Source organism: Salinicoccus roseus, from assembly GCF_003814515.1.
GTDB lineage: Bacteria > Bacillota > Bacilli > Staphylococcales > Salinicoccaceae > Salinicoccus > Salinicoccus roseus.
The window spans coordinates 1,284,281-1,301,284 of the sequence record NZ_RKQJ01000001.1; the positions used below are offsets into that span (position 1 = coordinate 1,284,281).

The window sequence follows — 17,004 nt, forward strand, 5'->3', positions numbered from 1 at the left end:
TATGCTCAAGCCTTTCTGTAAGTTAATTTAAGGTCGGACCCGAGCTTTTCAACATCAACCATCTCAAGCTGAACCGCCGCTTCCATCGAAGCAAGCTGTTCCTTATATAGTGTGTGTCTTGATTCACCAAATATCTTCGGGGCAACGTAAGTCAATATCCGGTCGTATAGTCCTTCTTTTATGAAGGCAGTCAGGACGCGCGCGCCCCCTTCCACAAAGAGGGATGAAATGCCTTTGCCATAAAGGTCGTCCAGTATGGCTTCGGGGGACCATTCCCCCACCCTCACTTCGCATTTTCCATCATGCTTCAAGTTTGCTTCATTCGTCGTATAGATGATCGCCCGTTCCGGATGCTCAAATATCTTCATCCCATCCGGCAGTACATGACCTCCGGCCATCACCACCGGCACCGGTGATGCGCCACCGCCTTCGATCCTTGCGGTGAGCATCGGATCATCATGGAGAAGTGTGCCGCCACCGACAAGTATCGCATCGTGGACATGCCGCTCCTGATGGACATCAGCCCGTGCCGCTTCACCTGTGATCCATGTGCTTGTCCCATCATCGAGTGCAAGTTTGCCATCCAGGCTCATTGCACATTTCAGAGTCACATTCGGCCGATGCCGTTCCAGATGACTGAAGAAAGGTGCATAGAGCTGATCGATCGCTTCATCCGGCTGGTGAAATACATTCAGCCCAGCATCAGCAAGCACTTGATGGCCGCTCACCTCCGGGTTCAGATCCTTGGCCCCGTAATGGATGTTGCTGAGGCCGGCTTCCATGATTGCTTCAGTGCACGGCGGTGTCTTCCCATAATGGGAACACGGCTCCAGTGTGACATAGATGTCTGCGCCCGCCGGGTCCTCACTGCAGCTCGACAGTGCCTGCCGCTCTGCATGAGGTTTGCCGTAGCCGAGGTGTGCCCCCATGCCGATCACTTTTCCTTCTTTGACTATGACGGCGCCCACTGCAGGGTTCTTCCCCGTCTGTCCCACTGTCATGCGGGCCAGATCGAACGCCATCTTCATATATCGATTCAAGTTTTTCCCTCCTGAACATAAAAAGCGCCAATGAATAGAAATATCCATCGGCGCTGTAAAAATATATGCAGAAATAAGCATTGCTGGCAATGCTGAATAAGCACTACTGTATGAAGGTATGACAAATAGCCCCATCTCCATAATAGGCTCTGCAATTCTTTCTCCCATCCAGACTCTCACTGTCGGCTCCAGACTTCCACTGGATCAGCCACATCGTCAAAGACGATGCAGGTCGCGGGCTTGCTATAAAGCTTTACCGCCGGTTGGGAATTTCACCCTGCCCCGAAAGAATGATTGTATTCAGTTGAAAAACTCTACCCTTATCATATGACATTCATACGAATTGTCAATACAATTGCCTATATTAAAAATATAAAAAGGCTCCAGCGTCCAATATATCGGACCTGAAGCCTGGTTTTTCTATTTTACTTCATCAAAGATGAAATCCTCATCCTGAATCGGCTCGACATTGAGTGCGATCACATAGCCGTCGCCTTTGACACTGAAGAAGTCATGGTTCTTCGTTGTCGTATCGAGGGCATTCTCGATGATCGGGTTGAATGTCTTCTCTTCAAAATATGCATCGAAGCCGAGATTCGAGAGCGCCTTGTTCGCATTGTACTGGACATAGTTGAGGACATCTTCCGTCAGACCGAGTTTATCATAGAGGTCTTTCGTATAGACTTCCTCATTGGCGTAGAGTGCTTTGAGCAGCTCATACATCTCCTTGTCCGCCTGCGCCTTTTCTTCAGCCGAGAGTTCTCCCCTCAGGGATTGTGCATCCAGGCCTGTAAACACACCGTGGATGGATTCATCGAGAAGGATTTTCCTGATGATTTCACCACTTGTCGTCATCCTGCCCTGACCGGCAAGATACAGCGGATAGTAGAATCCGGAATAGAACAGGAAGGACTCGAGGAATACACTGGCGACACGCGCCATGTACTGGTCGTATACGGAAGCTTCCTTGCCATAGAGTTTATGGTAGTATCCGACAATCTTATCCGCCTTGTATTTGAGCTGTTCGTTTTCGATCACCCAGACATCCAGGAGTTCATTCGTGTCCTTGGATGACAGGAGTGTCGTGAATATATGGGAATAGGATTTTGCATGGATCTGCTCCATCATTCCCATGAAGGAGTACACTGCTTTTTTACGGAGGTCGTCCGTATGGAGCATGATGAGCGGCATGCCGTCATCGGCCTGGTGTGTATCCAGTCCTGTGAGCCCCGCGAGGACCTTTTTGAATGTGTCCTGTTCATCTTCTGTCAGGCTTGACCATGAACTCAGATCCTTGGAGACCTTGAATTCCGATTCCACCCACATCTGTGAGATGTTCTGACGCCAAAAGACATTCGTCATGTCGTCTTCTTTATTCCAGTTTACTGCAATCATTTTAATGACTCCTTTATCGTCGCTCGATTATATTATATGGAACAGCTTGTGCATTCTTCTACGCTGAGCAGTTTGTTCCTTGTATAATAGAGGGATTTCAACCCTTTATGGTGCGCATATATATACAGTCTTGCCAATTCTCTTGTGGAAATATCGGAGTTCACATACAGGATTGTGCTGATGCCCTGGTCGATATGCTGCTGGATTGTCGCAATCATATCGAGGAGTTTCATCTGATCCGTATTGAATGCACTCTTGTAGTACCACATCGTCTCCGGAGAAAGGAACGGCATCGGATAGAATGTTTCGGAATTGCCGTATGTCCGGCGTTCGATCGTATCCACGATCGGCATCACGGAACTTGTCGCATTCTGTACATAGGAAATGCTCTGTGTCGGCGCAATTGCCAGGCGGTATGCGTGGAACAGACCATTTTCCATCACTTCATCACGCAGTGCCTCCCAGTCCTGCTGACTTGGGATATGGATGTTCGAGAACAGGCCGGCAACCTTTTCGGATTTCGGCTCCACCGCTTCTGAAATGTAACGCTCGAAATATTTGCCTGTCGCATATTCGGACTTGTCGAAATCCTTGAATGTTTCTCCGCGTTCCTTGGCGATCAGCATTGATTTCTCAAGGGAGTAGAAGTTGAGCAGCATGAAGAAGACATTGGCAAAGTCCCTCGCCTCTTCGGATTCATAGCTGATCTTGTTCTTCGCGAGATAACCGTGGAGGTTCATCGCCCCAAGGCCCACGGAATGCAGTTCATCATTCGCCTTCTTGACGCCCGGCGCATTTGCGATTGCAGTATCATCACTGACGACGGTCAATGCTTCTATGCCGTCATGGACGGAATCGCGCACCTTGCCGGACTCCATTACATTGGCGATGTTCAGTGAGCCCAGGTTGCAGGAGATGTCACGGCGGATTTCATCATCCGTACCGTAGTCATTGATTGTGGATGTCTCCTGAAGCTGGAAGATCTCGGTACAGAGGTTGCTGATTTTGATCTGTCCGATATCCTTCAGCGGGTGGACCTTATTGGCATTGTCCTTGAACATGATGTACGGATAGCCGGACTGCAGCTGTGTCTGTGCAATCGTATTGAGCATCTCGCGTGCATCCATCTCACGTTTCTTCACCTTATCGTTTGCGACGAGTTCATCGTACATCTCGTCGAGATTCATATCATCCAGAGACTGGCCGTATTCGCGTTCGACCGTATGCGGTGCGAACAGATAGAACGGATCGTTGTTTTTGGCCAGGTCGAAGAACTTGGATGGCACGACGAGTCCAGTGGAAATCGTCGCAAGGCGGATATCTTCATCCGCATTCACTTTCTTCGTATCCAGGAATTCCGGAAGGTCATAGTGGAAGATGTTCAAGTAGACAGCACCGGCACCGGGTCTTTGGCCCAGCTGATCGGCATAGCCGAATCCGCCTTCAAGCGCCTTGGCGACCGGCAGTACACCTTTCGCTACGCCTTCAATGCCTTTTATCGCTTCGCCACGGGCACGCAGTTTCGACAGGTTGATTGCAACCCCGCCACCGATCTTGGAAAGCTGTTTGGCTGTGGAATCGATGTAGTTGATTGAATTCAGGCTGTCATCGACTTCAAGCAGGAAGCAGGAGACCATTTCGCCGCGGCGTGCGCGTCCTGCATTCAGGAATGTCGGTGTCGCAGGCTGGTAGCGCTGTTCGATCATCGACAGGATGAAGCGTTTGGCCTGTTCCTTGTTGCCCTTGGCCAGGTAGAGGCTCACGATGACCACGTGCTGCTTGTAGTCCTCGAGGTACTGCTTCTTGTCGTTCGTCTTCAATGTATAGTCCTTGAAGAACTTGCTTGCTGCCATATAGCTCTTGAACTGGAATGGGATGCTGTCCGCGTATGTGACGATGTCCATCACATCCTCATCGGAATACTCCGCAAACAGGTCATAGTAGAAATCGTTGTCCACTAGGTAGTGCAGACGTTCGAGCTCGCTGTCGAAATGGATGGTCTTGTCCTTGACCTCCTCCATGAAGACGGCCAGTGCCTCCTGATCCTTATGCAGCTGATAAAAACCTGTTTCATCGCGCTTCGTCACTTCGTTATTCAGTTCAATATGGTTGTATTTCTTTTCGTCCAAGACTTTCATGCATAGCCCCTGCCTTTTCAATGAATTCTTCTCTGTCTTTCTGGTTTCCATGAAGCTCAAACTTCATCAGCAATGGTACTCCGTATTCGTCACTGATATGCTCTCCGGCACGTGCAAAGTTGTTCCCCCAATTCCGGTTGCCGCTTGAGGCGACACCCACCATCAATTCGTGGTTCACTTCAAGAAACGTCTTCACTTCATCGGGTACTCCGCCGAACCCGTAGGTTCCGGTAACGAGTATGAAGGGTTCCCGGATCTGCTCGCTGCTGTTTGAAGCATTGATTTCGTAAGTATCATACTGCTCCGCCACCTGCGCGTTTCTGATGAAGCGCCTGGTATTCCCCGTCATGGAATAGAATGCAATCATCATGCCATCGCCTCCCCATTCCTTCTCCTGCAAAATAAAATAATCGAACTCCCGTCCGACAATCATGGTTGCATCTATTATCTCTTTACACGCTTCTTAAAGCAGGTAAACACTATATATTGTGTCCTACGGAAAATTTACACACAATATATGTGTATTGCACGTTCTATAATGACATAATCATACAGAATTATCAATGGCATAATAAGACATTTCATTGGGAATAATATCACTTAAATATAGACAAAGTCGCATCATATGTATGTTATACTATAGCAAAAATTCGACCAAAAATTTTTTGGTAAAACTCTCTCTGCATATAACTGTGAAATAAAAATTTCACCAAAAATTTTATCATGGAGTTGTTTCTTAAAATGAACAATACGACGAAAGGCATCATCGCCCTTCTCATTTCATCCCTCGGGTTCAGCCTGATGGCCCTGCTTGTAAAATACAGCGGAGATCTGCCGACGGTCCAAAAGGCATTCTTCAGGAACTTTGTGGCGATGCTCGTCGCCCTCACCCTCGCATTATACTACAGGGAGAAACTTTTTGGCCGGAGGGAGAACCAGGGGCTGCTCATGCTGCGTTCGACCTTCGGTGTACTCGGAGTCTTACTCAACTTTTTCGCAATCGACAGGATGGTTCTGAGCGATGCGGACATCCTCAACAAATTGAGCCCCTTCTTCACCATAATACTATGCGCCATATTCCTTAAGGAATACATACGGAAATATCAGATGGCCGCAATCATCATCGCCTTCATCGGCGCGATCTTCATCATCAAGCCCTCCATGTCGAGTGAGACGCTGTATGCCGTGGTCGGCGTACTCGGCGCCCTGCTGGCAGCTGGCGCCTATACTGTGCTCCGGGTGCTCGGGAGCCGGGAGAAGTTCTACACGGTCGTCTTCTATTTCTCCTTCTTCTCCTCGGTTGTTCTGCTGCCCTTCTTCATCTGGCAGTTTGAACCGATGACCGCCTCGCAATTCTGGATGCTCGTCTTCTCCGGCCTGTGCGCAGCTTTCGGCCAGTTTGGCCTCACCATCGCATACAGTTTTGCACCGGCCAGGGAGATATCCATATTCTTCTATTCCACAATACTCTACACGGCTATCTTCAGCATCGTCTTCTTCAATGAAGTGCCGGACATGCTGTCCGTCTTAGGTTATATCATCATCTTTGCAGCCAGCTTCTACATGTTCATGAAGAACAGGCCGCCGAAGCATTCCACAATGTAACTATAATAGCCGGCCAAAGGCCGGCTTGAGTCATTCCATTTCAGTCGTCTGCTTCTTGTAGGCGTTGATCGTTTCCAGAAACTCTGGACAGTAGTGCTTCAGCTTATAGTTCCCGACTCCCTGGATATGCACCATATCCTGCTTGGTTTCGGGAACTTTTTTGGCAAAATCCCTGAGGACGTTGTCCGTGAATATGGATGTTTCCTCCACATCATGCTTTTCGGCAAGGCGGCGTCTTGTCTCCACGAGTTTTTCATACAGTATCTCATTCGGGGAGGATGCTGTGCTGATGTCCACCTTTTCATTGAAGTATCTCCTGAAAGGAACGGTGTAGAGTGTGGCCGACCCATTCATCACCCTCCTGCTCCGGTCGACGATATAGAGCTGCTCATCCCTCAGATGGACATAGCCCCTGTAGATGAGCTCCTCCAGTATATGGTTGAGTTCGCTCGTCAGATAGCTCTCCATCGTGCCGAAGGCGCTCAGAGTGTCGAGGTTGAAGGCAAGGATGTTTTCGGCCGATTCACCCCGCAGTATCTGGATGGCCTGCTCCTTCGTCACAGGAATCTCGCTCTGTGCCAGAAGGTTCAAGACAAGCTTCGCCTCCAGTGTCATGTCATAGGTGCGCTCCGGATTCAGACAGTTCGAACACTGTCCGCACTCGACCACATATTCATCGGCATCAAAGTACTTGATGATGAAGCTGCTCAGACATTTGTTCGTCCGGTTGTACTGGATCATCCTGTCGAGCTTCGCCCGCATGTGGTCCTTATACTGCTCGGTCGAGCTTGAACGGTCTATGAAGAACTGGTGGAGGTTGACGTCCCGCGGGCTCGACAGCAGGATGCATTCACTGGTCTTCCCGTCCCGTCCGGCACGTCCGATTTCCTGATAGTAGCTTTCGAGGTCGCCCGGCAGGTTGTGGTGGATGATGAACCGGATGTCCGCCTTGTCTATCCCCATGCCGAAGGCATTCGTCGCCACAGCGATGTCCACTTCCCCTGTAATGAACAAACGCTGATTGCGGTTCCTCTCCTCTTTGCCGAGGCCGCCGTGATAGATGACATTTTCAATCCCATGTTCCTCGAGATGGAGGGATATCTTTTCCACCTCTGCGCGTGTAGCCGCATAGACGATGCCGGGAGCGCCGGGACGATCTTTGATGTAGGATTCTATGAACTGTTCACGCTGGTATGTCGGGTTGACGCTGAGATGCAGATTATCCCGCGCTACACTTGTGCTGTAGACACGTGCCCCTTCGATGTCGAGGAGCTCCTGGATGTTCTCCTGGACCTCCTCTGTTGCTGTGGCGGTCAGCCCGACCGTGGTCGCTTCCGGCACGAGTTCCTTCAATACAGGTATGATGTTCTGGTAGCTCGGCCGGAAGTCATGGCCCCACTTCGAAATGCAGTGTGCCTCGTCGAATGCAATCAGTGAAACATCGAGCCTGCTGACCAGCTGTCTGAACTCCTCGTTATTGAACCGCTCCGGCGCCACGTAGAGGAACTGGTAACGGCCCGACTCAAGGCCTGCCATCACAGCTTCTATTTCCTTCTTCTTCAAGGTTGAATTCAAGTAGGCGGCAGGAATGCTCTGCGCATTCAATGTTTCCACCTGATCCCGCATCAATGAGATCAACGGGGAAATGACAAGCGTCAGGCCGTCCATTTCCAGCCCCGGCACTTGGAAACAGAGCGACTTTCCGGACCCTGTAGGCAATACTCCCAGAGTATTGTGGCCGCTTACGACCGATTCTATGATTTCCTTTTGCTTAGGTCTGAAATTTTCAAATCCAAAATACTGCTTCAAGATTTTTTCCATATCGAAACCGATCCCACCGTTCACTGGTCATTACCAATAACCCATTATTTCTGATATGTCATTATACCTTATTTTTCATCGCAATTGTTGCTGGTAATCTAAATTCCGGAAGAAATCATCAAAAAAATTCCGGAGCATGGGCCCCGGAATCCGCTTCCTACATCTTCTCTTTTATGAGCTCTTTAGACAGTTTATAATCGATTGCCTTGAATAGGCTCTTCACCCACAGGTGATGGGCGTAGAGGTTCGCATGGGCGTCGTCCGCGCCGATGCATTTGAAGCGTATATGGGACCCTGCCCGCTTCTGGACGAGCTTGTGCAGATGATAGGAAGGTATCGTACCGATATGCGGAGCAGTCGTATAGTCATTGAAATCATTCAATGCAAGTACCGGCTGGCCATCGGCGATATATACTCCACCCTTCAGGCCCGGGTGTTCGATGCCCTCGGTGTCCATGTCGACCCCTGCTCCTTCAAGGTAGAGGGCGGCACGGTATTTCTCATTCCTTACCGTATACTCGTTTGCCTCGAGTGCTTCGTAGACCGCATCCGGCACATCCGGACGCCTGACTATATGGTATGTGTCCGATAGATATACTTCCACGAGCGCATATGTGTCCACACCCCAGCTCACTTCCTTCTGCTGCTTGAGCATATTGAAGAGCTCATCATGCTGCGGAGTGTAGTCGCGGCACATGATGACTTCGTCGCCGGACCGGAGGACATTCGACCCTTCGACTTTTATGCCACCGGCAACAGCAAGGTAGACCCTGTTTCCTCTTGTGGACTCGCCGAAGATGAGTTCATCCCCACGGTCGAACAGATATATCCTGTTGATGAATATATCGCGGTCCCCGGACTTCGCCTTGAACTCTGCACCCGAGAACGCGACGATGGTCGGTTCGGTGAATTTGATGGCCCCGGGACGCAGCGTCATTTCGATGGTCGGCTGTTCGGGACTGTTCCCCACAAGCTGGTTGGCCAACTGATGGGCCAGACGGTCGCAGGCCCCGTTGTATTCATTGCCTCTGGCGGAAACCTCAGGGTCCAGCGTCTGCAGAAGTGTCAGCATTCCGCTATCCTGTATGATCAGGCTCATATTGAAAACTCCATTCCTGTGAGAAATTCCCGGACTTCCTCTATGATGATGTCACTAGGTTCGATGGTGTTCTGCTCCTCCATCACTTTGATGGGTGAATAGTAGAAAGTAAGGGTGTGCTCGGTCGTGATCATGCTGTTCAGATAGACATGCTTCCCCTCTTCAAATGCCTTTTCCAGCTCCACCCGCTTCGTGGAATCGATCGGGTCAGGCTGCTGGTACGTGATATAGCAATCCCCATTTGCAAAAATCATGACTGGTTCCTCCTAAATGTTCTTCTAATTGTCCCTGTAGAAAATATCCAATTCATCCGCCACGAAATCGGTGACGCCACTGATGATGAACTGTACGATGATGATGGCTGCGATGACTCCGACGAAAGCAAGGAGCACCCCCACGATCTTGACGTCATTTTCAATGAGGTATGTCACTACGAAATGGGTAAACATCACAATCGCAATCACCAGTATTATTAAAAAGAGAGTTAACATGCATTCACCCCGGAATATTCAGATTGATCCGCACCCATTCTTTCAGGCTGTTGATCATGTATATTTTTATGCTGCCGTCTTCGAGCTTCTCAAGGAACGTTTCCATGGGATAGCCCCGCTCCTCCAATCTTCCATCCGCCATCAGACTCTGGCGCATCACGCCATCAAGCAGTCCGCTGGTGACAGGTGGTGTATAGAATCTCCCGTCTTCCTCGACGACCAGGTTGCCGATGTTGAATTCGGTCAGTTGCTGATACTCATTATAATATAAAACGATGGGGAAATCATCGCCCACACCATGATAATGGTGCCTGACCGTCGTTTTGTTCGTCAGGAACATCGGAGGGGCCTTGATCGCCGCATCCGCAAGCCTTGCATCTGCGTACTCCACAGCTTCAACTTCTCCATGTGAGAACGTCATCTGTCCCGAGGCATCCGCAACTGCACGCAGCCTGTAGATGTCGTCTGCTTGGTCCAGACCATGCCTTTTAACGTATGCCTCGACCTCCTCCTTGAAATCCGGTGTAGAGAAGGCCAGGGCATCCGCCGATTTCAGGATACGCTTCTCGTGGAGCGCGAACCGTCTGACGGTCCCGGATTCGATGCGCATGGTCTCGATCAGCTTGTATCTTCCGTCCTCAAGGAACGCAGTCTTTGCGACCATTTCATCATATTCGCTCTCTGGAATCGAGTCGTAGGTGATGCCGCCGCCTGTCCCGTATTCATAGCGGCCGCCTTCGATATACAGTGTGCGGATGGGGACATTGAAGACTTGGGAACCGTCCGGGTACATGATGCCGAGTGTCCCGCAATAATAGCCCCTCGGCGTGCTCTCGAGCTTCCGTATGATATCCATGGTGGACTGCTTCGGTGCACCGGTGATCGAACCGCAGGGGAAGAGGGCTTTGATCAGCTCGGGCAGGCCCACCCCTTCCTCAATTTCCGCCTCGACCGTCGAAGTCATCTGGTAGACCGTATCGTAGCGTTCGATGGTAAACCGTTCCGGCACATGCACGCTGCCCTTCCTGGCCACTTTGGAAAGGTCATTGCGCAGCAGGTCGACGATCATGACATTCTCCGCCCGGTCTTTACCCGAATGCCTCAGGAAATCGAAGCTCTCCTGGTCCTTCACTGGATCGTCATACCTTCTCGCCGTCCCCTTCATCGGACGTGTGGAAATCCTTCCGGAAGCATCGACTTCAAAGAAGAGCTCCGGCGAACAGCTCACTATGGACGTGCCCTTCCAATGGATGAACATCGTATAATCACCATTGTTCCTTGCGATGAGCTGTTCGAACAGTGCATGTACATCCCCGGAAAAAGTGCCTTTGAGCCGGGTCGTATAGTTGACCTGGTATGTATGGCCATCCCTTATGCTGTTCCGGATCTCTTCAATATCGGACATGATCTTCCCAGGCGCCTCCGTAAATGCCGGCTCCCCCATCATGTAGACACCTGCACCATCATAAGCCTCGAGAAAAGCTGTCCTGTCCACTGGCGCCCCAAAGACGCCGATGACGAAGGGGCCGCCTTCCTTCGCCTCATAGCTCAAGGCCGGAATCACATACCGTCCCGTATCAGCATGCTTCTGGGCGCTTGCCAGTGCTTCTTCCAGACTCATGTACTGTCCGGTCAGCACTTCAAGCGGCTCCGCAAAATACAGTTCTTCCATTCTCTCCGCCTTTTTAAACTTTACATGGACCTGCATCCATTTCACCTTCCTTAAGAAAACTGATGAACCTGCCCAGCTGCTCCCTGCCATACTCGGACAGGATCGCTTCAGGGTGGTACTGCAGCCCGTAGATTGGATAGTCCAGATGTCTTATCGCCATCACAACCCCATCTGCGGTCCGGGCCGAAACGGTGAATCCATGAGGCGCTTCCCCTGAACATACAAGCGAGTGGTACCGGGTTACTGCGAACACCTCCGGGAGTCCCGCGAACAACCCCTGGCCATCGTGGGTGATTTCAGACACGTGGCCATGGACCGGGCGCACTCCACGTCCCACCATCCCCCCAGCCATATGCCAGAGCATCTGATGTCCGAGGCAGATGCCGAGGATAGGATGTGAAGACCAGCAGCTTTCGATGAAATCCATCACTTCCCGACGGTCTGCAGGATGTGAAGGGCCTGGCGATATGATGACGCCCGAAATGTCTTCCAGGCGGACCTGCGAGAGTTCATCTGGTGTCCGGACCAGAACTTCAGCCACTTGCGGGACATCTTCCAGGTAATGGACAAGATTATATGTAAAAGAATCGTAATTGTCTATCATGAGTATCTTCATCAATGCACTATTTCCTTTGTTTTTGTTTCCTATAATTCTACCACATTCCGTTTTCTTTAAGAAAACCCAAATATACGCTTCAGGATGGATGAAAAATTAATTTCATTGTTGTAGAATGAACATTATTACTTTTTTCGAAAATCGAAATAAAATTATCTTTATAAAAAACAATCAAAAGTAAGAAGGTTGAAATTACATGTCGGATACAAAACAGAAAATATGGACTAAGGACTTTATACTCATCGTCATCGTCAATTTCTTCATATTCACTGCCTTCCAGATGACCCTGCCCACCTTGCCGCTGTTCGTACAGGAAATCGGGGCAAGTGACCGCTGGATAGGAATCGTCGTAGGGATATTCACCTTTTCCGCACTGCTCATACGTCCAAGCGCCGGCAAACTGCTGGATACGAAGGGACGGGCTCCGGTGTTTCTGACTGGACTTGCACTCTTCGTCATTTCAATGTTCTCGCTTGCAGCAAGTTTCACGATTCTCATGCTGCTGATGGTCAGGATCATCCAGGGGGTCGGATGGGGGCTCTCCAGTACTTCCGCAGGGACGATCGCCACAGACCTCGTGCCAAAAAAGCGCCGCGGGGAAGGGCTCGGTTACTATGGTTTGAGCGGCAACATCGCCCTTGCCTTCGGTCCCGCCCTAGGCCTCTTCCTCGTCAACCATATCTCCTTTACGATGCTGTTTGCGATATGCGGCCTGCTCGGCCTCACGGCCATCATACTCGCCGCCAACATCAAATATGACAAGCCGGAAAAAGTCGCCGACACACGCAAGCAGAAGGAGTCCTATCCACACTTTGACATTGTGGAGCGGCGGGCGCTCGCTCCCGCGTCACTCCTCTTCTTCATCACCGTGACTTTCGGAGGCATCGCCACATTCCTCCCGGTCTATACGTATGAAAAGGGCTTCGACTCCACGTATATCCAGTTCTACTTTGTGATATATGCAGCTTTCCTGATGCTCTCACGCATACTCGCCGGCAGACTGTATGACAGGCACGGCATCACCATCGTATTCATACCGGGCTCCCTGTCCATCATTGCAGCAATGATCCTGCTCGGCTTCCTGCCGGCTCCGATCTTCCTGTTCGTGGCCGCGGCACTCTACGGCTTCGGTTTCGGCTGTGTACAGCCGGCACTGCAGGCCTGGGCCGTCAACCGCGTCGAGAACAACCGCCGAGGCATGGCCAATGCGACATTCTTCTCCGCCTTCGACCTCGGTGTCGGACTCGGTGCCATCAGCTATGGTTTCGTCGCCGAAGCATTCGGCTACAGCACCATCTATTTCTCCAGCGCCGTCAGCGTCACAGTGGCACTCATCCTCTTCCTGTTCATCATGAGGAGGTACAGGAAAGACACGATGGACACAGCAAAAATTTCATAATTTTGTTTAGAAAAACCAATCCATGGGTATCTATTCTACTAGAACGAAGTTTTATTTCTACTGTTAAAACGGACAATCATGACATAAGGAGGAATCACCCATGGGTTGGATTATCACATTGATCGTAGGCGGCATCATCGGATGGCTCGCCGGACTCATTCTCGGTAAAGACGTGCCATTCGGCATCATCGGAAACATCATCGCAGGACTTGTCGGTGCTGCAATCGCAAATGCACTCGGTCTGAGCTTCGGACCTGAAGTCGGCGGTGTAAGTATTATCGGTGGCCTGCTCGGTGCAATCATTTTAATTCTTATTGTTTCATTCATTATGAAAGCACTTGGCGGCAACAGGGCATAATACGTGAAAACCCTTCGTAAATTCATTTTACGAAGGGTTTTTTTCTTTATTTTCTTCAGTAGTATCCTTGATCAGCCAGCGTGACTCCCTGGATTCATCCAGACGCCGCTGTCCGCTTTCCTCCTTCATGCGGTCGAGTTCAAGCTGCATATGCTTGTTTTCAAGCAGGAAATTCTCCTGTCTGAGCCGTTCCAGCTCTTTCTCCTCCTGGAGCCTGCGGATTTCAAGCTTCTCCTTCTTCTGCCTGTGGCTGACGTTGATGGCATAGAGCGGGATGGAAAAGAAAAGTGCGACCGGTACGATTGTGACAAGAAACTCAAAAATACCCATATGGACACCACCCTCGTTTGTTACCTACAGTTTATCACACCCCCATATGCAATTGCATATTTTGAAAATGGTCATGGGATCTTGGAAAGTATCTGCGGTTCCCATATAATGAAGAGAAAGAGGTGTCATTATATGGAATTGAACAGAGATAACTTATTGAATGCATATGAACAAGGTTTTCTGGACAAGGATACGCACAAGATCGGACATCACCCTCCTCGCATGATCATCAATTCCAAGGAGGAGAATGTACTTTCTTCCATGCTTGATGAAATGGAAAGCTGCCTTTCTTTCTCCATATCCGTCGCCTTCATTACAGAAGGTGGTCTGGCTACCTTGAAGACGGCACTCTATGAACTTGCAAAGCAGAACAGGGGCGGGAGGATCATCACCTCTACATATTTGAACTTCAATAAACCCAAAGTATTCAAAGCTCTGCTCAATATACCGAACCTGGAGGTCAGAGCAGCAGATAAGGAAGGTTTCCATGCGAAGGGCTATGTCTTCCGCAATCCCCACTATTCCTCCATGTTCATCGGCAGTTCTAACCTTACCGACGCTGCCCTGAAGAAGAACTACGAATACAACCTCAAGCTGACCAGTCTTGAAAATGGCGCCGTTATCCAGCATTTCAACAGTCAGTTTGAAAAGTTATGGGAAGAGTCCACCGCTGTAGATGACGAATGGATACGGAGATATGAACAGGCCTATGTTGAACAGCCGGAACAGCGGAAAGTCCTGGAAGTCATCGAAGACCGTTCAAGATATCATCACCAGACGATGACCGGTCAGGTCATCCAGCCGAACATCATGCAGAAGGAGGCGTTGATGGAGCTTTCTGGCCTTCGGAAGGCCGGAAAGGACAAGGGTCTTGTCGTCTCTGCTACAGGCACCGGAAAGACATATCTGGCAGCATTCGATGTACAGCAGTACCGTCCCGGGCGCATGCTCTTTCTGGCACACCGCGAACAGATTCTTGAAAAGTCCATGAATGATTTTTCAAAACTGCTCGGCGAATCCCTCTCCAACTTCGGGCTCTACAGTGGCAGAAGCAAAAAAAGCGAAGCGAAATATCTTTTCGCCACTGTACAAACATTATCGAAAGAAGCCAACCTGGGACAGTTCAATCCGGATGAATTCGACTACATCATCGTGGATGAGGCCCACCGTTCCAGTGCTGCAACATATACGAAGATCCTCAATCATTTTTCCCCCGGTTTCCTGCTTGGAATGACAGCCACACCTGAACGGGCGGACGATATGGAGATATTCAGCCTGTTCGACTACAACATCGCGTATGAAATCCGTCTTCAGCAGGCACTGGAGGAGGAGATCCTCTCCCCCTTCCATTACTTCGGCGTCACCGACTACGAAAAGGATGGCATGAGCGTCGATGATACAACTGCCCTCGGACAGCTGACGAGTAATGAACGCATCGCCCATCTGATTGCAAAGATCGAATACTACGGCCATTCCGGCGAAACGCTCAGGGGCCTGATGTTCGTATCCAACAGGGCAGAAGCAGCAGAACTGAGCCGATCGCTCAATCATCACGGTTACAGGACCCGCGCCCTGACAGGTGATGATTCCCAGCAGATGCGCCTACAGACGGTCAGGGAACTGGAGGGTGGGATGCTCGACTATATCATTACTGTGGACATCTTCAATGAAGGCGTCGACATCCCTTCCATCAACCAGGTGGTGATGCTCCGCCAGACGCAGTCGAGCATCATCTTCATCCAGCAGCTCGGCCGCGGGCTCAGAAAACATGATGACAAGGAGTACCTGACCGTCATCGACTTCATCGGCAACTACAGAAACAACTATATGATCCCCATCGCCCTTACAGGCGACAGATCCTACAATAAGGACAGGCTCAGGAAATCACTGATGGACCGGAATACACTCACCGGTGTTTCGACCATCAACTTCGAATCGATCGCAAAGGAAAAGATATACAAGGCCATCAATACCACCACACTCAACACCCAAAGCTTCCTGAAGGAGATGCACCTGTATTTGAAGAATAAGATCGGCAGGCCTCCTGCACTCATCGATTTTCATGATGATGCGGATGTCATCGATCCTCTTGTGATACTTCATAAGTACAGCCATTACCTGGAATTCCTGGTTAAGATCAAAGAGAAGCATCTGACCATATCAAAGAATGACCATCAGGTCCTGAGCTTCCTTTCCAAGGAAATCACCGAGGGCAAGCGTGTCCATGAGACCCTCCTGCTTCAGCAGATCATCGAATCCCCGGTCAATATGAGGGACTTTCAGTTGGAGATGCATCGACGGGGCTACCATATGACGGATGATACGATGCGCTCGGTCCTCAGAAACCTTACCCATGCTTTCCATACGCAGCAGGATCTCAAAAAATATGGCGGCCCCCTCATAGAAGTGGCAGACGACCTCATCCGCCCCGCCCCTGCGTTCTCCAGTGCATTGGAGAATCCCGAAATCAGGGCCCACATCACCCAGGTGCTGGAGCTGTCCCTCGCCCTAAGCAGATCATATGACCAGTCGAAACCCCTGACAGTCAACCGCAAATATTCAAGGAAGGACGTCTGCCGCCTGCTCAATTGGGATAAGGATGAATCCTCCACATTATATGGATATAAATATAAGCATGGGACATGCCCTATCTTCATCACCTACCACAAGGACGAAGAGATTGAAGATACAATCCGATACGAAGACCGCTTCCTCGACCTGAATACGCTGAAATGGTTCACCCGGAGCAACCGCACCCTCCAATCCAAAGAAATCAAAGCCCTTCTCGAGGGCCACAGGGAGGGCGACCCCATCCACATCTTCGTAAAGAAGGACGATGATGAAGGAAGCACATTCTACTACCTCGGTGAGGGTCACATCGATCATCAGACATTGGAAGAGACGAGGATGAATGATGGTACGGGCAAACCGGTAGTGAAGATGAACATGCTGATGGAGAATCCGGTCGACTATGACCTATACAAATACCTGGAATCCGGTACACACGAATGAAAAAATGGAACCCCACGAAACGTGGGGT

General features: G+C 50.2%; 15 protein-coding genes and 1 riboswitch. Of the genes, 4 read left to right on the top strand and 11 right to left on the bottom strand.

Annotated elements, in window-relative coordinates:
- Positions 1-5 precede the first annotated feature (5 nt).
- From ribD to nrdI, 4 genes are all read right to left on the bottom strand, one after another.
- On the bottom strand, positions 6-1,040 hold the full coding sequence (gene ribD / locus EDC33_RS06535) for a bifunctional diaminohydroxyphosphoribosylaminopyrimidine deaminase/5-amino-6-(5-phosphoribosylamino)uracil reductase RibD (RefSeq protein ID WP_229716605.1): 1,035 nt from the start codon (positions 1,038-1,040) through the stop codon (positions 6-8).
- A gap of 152 nt (positions 1,041-1,192) precedes the next feature.
- Positions 1,193-1,334, bottom strand: a riboswitch (FMN riboswitch).
- Positions 1,335-1,460: 126 nt separating this feature from the next.
- On the bottom strand, positions 1,461-2,435 hold the full coding sequence (nrdF, locus tag EDC33_RS06540) for a class 1b ribonucleoside-diphosphate reductase subunit beta (RefSeq protein ID WP_094906712.1): 975 nt from the start codon (positions 2,433-2,435) through the stop codon (positions 1,461-1,463).
- Between the two features lie 32 nt (positions 2,436-2,467).
- Positions 2,468-4,573: a class 1b ribonucleoside-diphosphate reductase subunit alpha gene (gene nrdE, locus EDC33_RS06545; protein ID WP_124010565.1), complete on the bottom strand. Its 2,106-nt coding sequence runs from the start codon at positions 4,571-4,573 to the stop codon at positions 2,468-2,470.
- The gene (nrdI, locus tag EDC33_RS06550; RefSeq protein ID WP_040105266.1) at positions 4,536-4,943 is read right to left on the bottom strand and encodes a class Ib ribonucleoside-diphosphate reductase assembly flavoprotein NrdI; all 408 of its coding nucleotides are present in this window, start codon (positions 4,941-4,943) and stop codon (positions 4,536-4,538) included. The genes nrdE and nrdI overlap by 38 nt, the downstream gene beginning before the upstream one ends.
- Before the next feature lie 371 nt (positions 4,944-5,314).
- Here nrdI and EDC33_RS06555 point away from each other — a divergent pair, with 371 nt between their 5' ends.
- Positions 5,315-6,178 carry a DMT family transporter gene (locus tag EDC33_RS06555; RefSeq protein ID WP_124010566.1) on the top strand — a complete coding sequence of 288 codons (864 nt, stop codon included), beginning with the start codon at positions 5,315-5,317 and terminating at the stop codon, positions 6,176-6,178.
- 30 nt (positions 6,179-6,208) lie between these two features.
- Here EDC33_RS06555 and recQ read toward each other — a convergent pair whose 3' ends face one another.
- The 6 genes from recQ to EDC33_RS06585 all read right to left on the bottom strand — a co-directional run bounded on the left by recQ (position 6,209) and on the right by EDC33_RS06585 (position 11,877).
- On the bottom strand, positions 6,209-7,999 hold the full coding sequence (recQ, locus tag EDC33_RS06560) for a DNA helicase RecQ (RefSeq protein ID WP_124010567.1): 1,791 nt from the start codon (positions 7,997-7,999) through the stop codon (positions 6,209-6,211).
- Between the two features lie 157 nt (positions 8,000-8,156).
- Positions 8,157-9,098 carry a 5-oxoprolinase subunit C family protein gene (locus tag EDC33_RS06565; RefSeq protein ID WP_124010568.1) on the bottom strand — a complete coding sequence of 314 codons (942 nt, stop codon included), beginning with the start codon at positions 9,096-9,098 and terminating at the stop codon, positions 8,157-8,159.
- A complete protein-coding gene (locus EDC33_RS06570; protein ID WP_094906716.1) occupies positions 9,095-9,352 on the bottom strand; it encodes a hypothetical protein in 258 nt (85 codons plus the stop codon). Before EDC33_RS06570 ends, EDC33_RS06565 begins: the two co-directional genes overlap by 4 nt.
- 24 nt (positions 9,353-9,376) lie before the next feature.
- The gene (locus EDC33_RS06575) at positions 9,377-9,562 is read right to left on the bottom strand and encodes a hypothetical protein (protein ID WP_228311001.1); all 186 of its coding nucleotides are present in this window, start codon (positions 9,560-9,562) and stop codon (positions 9,377-9,379) included.
- A 31-nt stretch (positions 9,563-9,593) separates the two neighbouring features.
- Entirely contained in the window at positions 9,594-11,261 is a 1,668-nt protein-coding gene (locus EDC33_RS06580; protein ID WP_170156368.1) for a chorismate-binding protein, read from the bottom strand.
- Between the two features lie 13 nt (positions 11,262-11,274).
- Complete coding sequence (locus EDC33_RS06585; RefSeq protein ID WP_211328325.1) at positions 11,275-11,877, bottom strand: anthranilate synthase component II; 603 nt, start codon at positions 11,875-11,877, stop codon at positions 11,275-11,277.
- Positions 11,878-12,073: 196 nt separating this feature from the next.
- Here EDC33_RS06585 and EDC33_RS06590 point away from each other — a divergent pair, with 196 nt between their 5' ends.
- Together EDC33_RS06590 and EDC33_RS06595 are read left to right on the top strand one after the other, a co-directional pair.
- A complete protein-coding gene (locus EDC33_RS06590; protein WP_124010570.1) occupies positions 12,074-13,276 on the top strand; it encodes an MFS transporter in 1,203 nt (400 codons plus the stop codon).
- 100 nt (positions 13,277-13,376) lie between these two features.
- On the top strand, positions 13,377-13,634 hold the full coding sequence (locus tag EDC33_RS06595; protein ID WP_040105136.1) for a GlsB/YeaQ/YmgE family stress response membrane protein: 258 nt from the start codon (positions 13,377-13,379) through the stop codon (positions 13,632-13,634).
- 27 nt (positions 13,635-13,661) lie between these two features.
- Here the strand turns inward: EDC33_RS06595 and EDC33_RS06600 are convergent, their stop codons facing one another.
- Positions 13,662-13,964, bottom strand: a complete 303-nt coding sequence (locus tag EDC33_RS06600; protein WP_124010571.1) for a hypothetical protein — start codon at positions 13,962-13,964, stop codon at positions 13,662-13,664.
- A 132-nt stretch (positions 13,965-14,096) separates the two neighbouring features.
- Here EDC33_RS06600 and EDC33_RS06605 point away from each other — a divergent pair, with 132 nt between their 5' ends.
- Positions 14,097-16,976: a DEAD/DEAH box helicase gene (locus tag EDC33_RS06605; protein WP_094906720.1), complete on the top strand. Its 2,880-nt coding sequence runs from the start codon at positions 14,097-14,099 to the stop codon at positions 16,974-16,976.
- The last annotated feature ends 28 nt before the right edge of the window (positions 16,977-17,004 follow it).